This window comes from Shewanella benthica KT99, from assembly GCF_000172075.1.
Lineage (GTDB): Bacteria > Pseudomonadota > Gammaproteobacteria > Enterobacterales > Shewanellaceae > Shewanella > Shewanella benthica_A.
On sequence record NZ_ABIC01000081.1, the window covers coordinates 1 to 4,446 of the forward strand.

Below are 4,446 nucleotides of genomic sequence, written 5' to 3' on the forward strand. Positions count from 1 at the left end.
CGGCGTAAGGAGGTGTACCGATATCTTTTAAGGACTGACTCGCGATCAGAACTGAAACAACATCAGCTTTTGAGATATCTTCCAGTGTCACCTCGAGTACCGCATTAGGCGGCAACATTCTGCGGTCTAAATAGATAACATTGATATCCAGAGTTTTCATTGCGGTTACCTCAGCTGTGACTTGCTTTTCAGCTGTCGCTGTATCTTGGGTCTGAGTCGTAGAACCACTATCGCATGCCTGTAAGACAAAGGCTGAAAGCAATACCGAAGATGCTAAGGCGAGTTTGTTCATTCTAAACTTCATTGAGTAATTCCTTTTATATACCGCTACAGGATGAACACACGTCATTCTGTAAAAAACCAGACATTGGACTAGTTGAAACGAGATAACAAGAAAATATAGCCAAAAGTAGAGTAAATTAACAATATAATACCCTTTTAAAACCTATGGTTACACGGTAGGCAACAGATGTTAACCTCTTTGGCAAGTTGCGTATTCTTTTAGTGGCACATCTATAACGTCAGAAAGTAGCAGTCAATTGTTAGTATGAATCGATTGAAATGTAGTGGCACCGACATCGTTCTCCCCTTCGGTAAGTTGGCTACATTTCAAAATAATACCTTATTAATGCGTTTCACACCTTTCCTGAAAACCCAATAATTCAACCACTTTGCTAGAAGCAGGGTCATACACCCACTCATTGTCAAAGATTGATTTGAGACGATGGTCCATAAAACATGAATCAATCACCAAGGAATTAAATTTATTACCCTGCTCTCTCAGCGAACTGATATCGTCTAACAAATGTTGTGGCAAGCTTGCCATGATAAAATCTGAAATAATTAACATATCAGCGTTTTTATACATATCAGTGGCCATAGGAGCAACATCAGTCCCACCATAGAATGATTTTTGTAAAAATAAGATTAAGTTTTCCATTGCAAAACCACCAGAAAGATCTAAGGGTTGAAAAGTGAGAGAGCTGAAGGCAAAATTTTAGTTCTCACACACAAATTCAGAGTCAGTCATGAACAAACAGTACCATCAGCTCACTCAGGAACTACGATACCAAATATCTGCCTCCCGTAAAACAGGTATGACACTTCGTCAGATCGCCGAGGAAGTCGGGGTACATTTTAGTACCGTATGCCGTGAGTTAAAGCGAAATATCACCAGCCTAAACTATGACCCGAAAATGGCACATACGTTAAGCTGTAAGCGTAAAAGGACGTCGAAAAAAGCCTGTAAACGCCAGCCAAGTACTGACGAGATTATTCGAAAATGCATGGTGCTTAACTGGTCTCCTGGGGCGATCTGTGACCGCATGCCAATAGAATTCGCCCCAAGTGAATGCTTGAGTGATGCGATGATCGCTTTGCTTGGGCAAGTCCATACTGCATTGACAATAACCTTGGATAATGGCGGTGAGTTTGCAGGCCATATGAAGGTTCATGAAGCGACGGGAGCGAAGGTTTATTTTGCCAAACCTTATGCGAGTTGGCAGCGAGGAACGAATGAAAATACTAACGGTCGGATTCGGCGGTTTTGGCCTAAGAAATTCGACATGGCTAGGCTGACGGAGGAGGAAATCGAGAACAGGATATTGCAACTAAATTTAACGCCAAGAAAGATATTAGGCGGGCTAACACCCCTCGAGGTCTTTACTGGTAAGCGTGTTGCACTTATTGCTTGATTCCAGCGATGGGCTATAAACCCATGCCGGTTTTCAAGACCGGTGCATTCGACCACTCTGCCATCTCTCCGAACGCCGCGAATAATATAGTGACACCTGAGTCTTGTAAAAGCCTCAAATGCACATTTTTATCATCAGAAGGCCTAATCTGATTAAACGGTCAATATTGGTGCTATTTGGCTATTTTATATCAGCTTACGTCTGTTTTATCACTATCTAACGCAATACGAGCAGGATCTGGGGTGACAAAATGTGATTTTACCTGTGACCAGGAGTTCTGCTTTTTCAACCAATATCCTCCAAGCACTACGATTCCACACAAGAGTATTCCCCATCCTATTGCGACTTCCCCAAGAGCGGCCCATATAGCGACTAAGCTAGAGGCACCGAAGGCGATACCTATTTGTAAGAAGTTTTGCAGACCTGCCGCTTTTGCCGCATTATCGGTAAACTCTTGTAGCGCATTGTTGACGACTATCGGGTAGATTGCGCCGTTTGCGGCCGCTAAAACCGAGAAAGAGACTAACAATGGCTGCAAGGTATCGAAAGAAAGAACCAGTGTGCTTGCCACGATGGCTAATACACACAAGCCAAATACTGAGAGTAAAACTGAGAGTGTTTTTTCAGTCCCTATTTTTCTTATCAATATTTTACTGGCATAACCACCGACGATAAACATGACCGTCTGTGGAATAAAGCTCAGTCCAATCTCTTTGGCTGTGAATCCATGTTGCTCCATGACAATTGGCCACAGGGTTAGATAGGCAAAGAATGCACCGGAGCAAGCACCGAAGATGATCACGTTCCCTAGGTATTTAGTATTGTTTAACATCCCCCAATTTGAAATTGCACGAGTCTGATTTGCCTTATCTTTTTTAATTGCTTCTTGGGGCACAAATATGAGTGTCATCAACATCAGGAAGACAGCCAACCCGGTTAAAATCATGAAAATGCTTTGCCACCCCGTGCTTTCTAATACTAATGCGCCTAATAAGGGCGCCAAAGCAGGTGAAAGCGCCACGAGAGGCATGATGTTCGAAAATACCCTCTGAGCCTTGGCTGCATCGTATTTTTCTATGACAATAGCTTGCCAGATCACCCCTGCGCTACAAGCGCCTAAGGCTTGAAAGAAGCGCGACACATTAAAAGCGAATACCGTTTCACTCGACGCTATTGAGAAACTGGCAGCAGCAAAAATAGCTAAACCGACTAACAAGGAATTGCGCTTGCCAATACGTAGAACTAATGGACCATACAATAATTGGCCAATGGCCAAACCGGCGAGAAAACTAGTGAGTGTGCTGGCAACTTGCGCTGGTGATGCCTGCATGGTGTTTTCAATCGCTTTAAACGCAGGAAGATACATATCGGTGGCAATAAAACCTAGCATGCTGAGCAAAGCTAAGTAAGATAGAAAAAAGAAATACTTGGTATTATTTACTGAATTCATAAATGATTACTACTAATAAAAACTAAAGATAATTACATTGGCTGCGCAGTCTAATCACTTGCAATATTGAAGTGAAACGTTTAATTTTAACGTCAGCCTTCAAAAAAATTCACAGCAAGGAAATGCGGGTATGCTTTCTGAACAATCACTGCAATTGATCGATATGGTCGCACGGGTGGGCAGTTTCACCGCTGCAGCAAATAAACTGCACAAGGTACCTTCGGCTGTCAGTTATGCAGTAAAACAGGTAGAAGAAGATTTAGGCGTCACTTTATTTGAACGCCATCATCGCAGTGTCAGCTTAACCTTAGCCGGTGAACATTTCGTTAAACAATCTCGTGTTCTATTAACAAACATGACCTCAATGAAAGATGATACAAAGCGTATCGCTAATGGTTGGCAACCTACATTATCTATCGCCTTCGATAATATTGTCCGTGCAGACAAGATCAGTATACTCATCGCCGATTTTTATCGAAAATTCACCAATGTTGAACTCATCATTCGTATCGAAGTATTCAATGGAGTCTGGGAGTCCATTGCTAATGGTCGCAGTGATATCGCCATTGGCGCGACGACGGCGATTCCTGTCGGTGGCGAATATCACTTCAGGGATATGGGCAAAATAGAATGGGCCTTTTTAGTCAGTAAGCATCACCCACTGGCTAAGATCGATCGACCATTAGCCGATGATGAGCTACGTCAGTACCCCTCTATTTGTCTTGAAGATACATCTCGTGAAATACCTAAACGCATGACCTGGTTGTTAAACAACCAACGCCGCTTAGTGGTTCCGGATTGGATAAGAGCGATAAACTGTTTCCGGGAAGGCCTGGGCATAGGTTATATGCCACTGCACTTTGCCGAGCCATTTATCAAAGCGGGCTCTTTAATACTCAAAGATTTAGAGCAACCTAGGACTCCAAGCCCATGTTGCCTTGCGTGGAATGGCACAAATAAATCTCCAGCTATGACTTGGGTACTCGATTATTTAGGCGATAGTGAAAAATTACACCATGATTGGTTTCTATAAATACGGCAAATCACGCATTATTCGCCGCTTGAAGAGGCAAAATGCACTTTGTGACTTTAACCCCCTATCAAGCTAAGGTATGATTCTATAACTTGCAAACATGTATAGGGGGTAATCAGAGAATATGGAACTCTTTGACTGAACCACCATCTAATTACAGGCATCAAGTACAACACTCGATTTTAAGGGTCACTGGAGAGATTTATGACGCAACAGACAATGTATTCAACAGGAGCTTCCACACTGGAAGTGAATAAGCTCTAAAAAAC

The 4,446-nt window shown here is 42.7% G+C and carries 5 protein-coding genes; 2 read left to right on the forward strand and 3 right to left on the reverse strand.

From position 1 onward, the window contains the following. Together KT99_RS19265 and KT99_RS19270 are read right to left on the reverse strand one after the other, a co-directional pair. Positions 1-304: YbaY family lipoprotein (locus tag KT99_RS19265; protein ID WP_005503610.1), on the reverse strand; the 304-nt coding region annotated here is incomplete at its 3' end. Positions 305-625: 321 nt separating this feature from the next. Further along, on the reverse strand, positions 626-940 hold the full coding sequence (locus KT99_RS19270; protein WP_005503612.1) for a hypothetical protein: 315 nt from the start codon (positions 938-940) through the stop codon (positions 626-628). An 88-nt stretch (positions 941-1,028) separates the two neighbouring features. Here KT99_RS19270 and KT99_RS19275 point away from each other — a divergent pair, with 88 nt between their 5' ends. Then, a complete protein-coding gene (locus KT99_RS19275; RefSeq protein WP_005500612.1) occupies positions 1,029-1,694 on the forward strand; it encodes an IS30 family transposase in 666 nt (221 codons plus the stop codon). Between the two features lie 190 nt (positions 1,695-1,884). Here the strand turns inward: KT99_RS19275 and punC are convergent, their stop codons facing one another. Next, complete coding sequence (punC, locus tag KT99_RS19280) at positions 1,885-3,144, reverse strand: purine nucleoside transporter PunC (RefSeq protein ID WP_005503613.1); 1,260 nt, start codon at positions 3,142-3,144, stop codon at positions 1,885-1,887. Between the two features lie 130 nt (positions 3,145-3,274). Here punC and punR point away from each other — a divergent pair, with 130 nt between their 5' ends. Continuing rightward, on the forward strand, positions 3,275-4,177 hold the full coding sequence (gene punR, locus KT99_RS19285) for a DNA-binding transcriptional activator PunR (protein ID WP_005503614.1): 903 nt from the start codon (positions 3,275-3,277) through the stop codon (positions 4,175-4,177). Positions 4,178-4,446: the final 269 nt, after the last annotated feature.

Excerpts from the sequence above, each read along its gene's own strand:
- KT99_RS19275 (WP_005500612.1), top strand. The coding sequence starts at position 1,029 with ATGAACAAACAGTACCATCAGCTCACTCAGGAACTACGATACCAAATA.
- KT99_RS19270 (WP_005503612.1), bottom strand. The coding sequence starts at position 940 with ATGGAAAACTTAATCTTATTTTTACAAAAATCATTCTATGGTGGGACT.
- punC (WP_005503613.1), bottom strand. The coding sequence starts at position 3,144 with ATGAATTCAGTAAATAATACCAAGTATTTCTTTTTTCTATCTTACTTA.
- punR (WP_005503614.1), top strand. The coding sequence starts at position 3,275 with ATGCTTTCTGAACAATCACTGCAATTGATCGATATGGTCGCACGGGTG.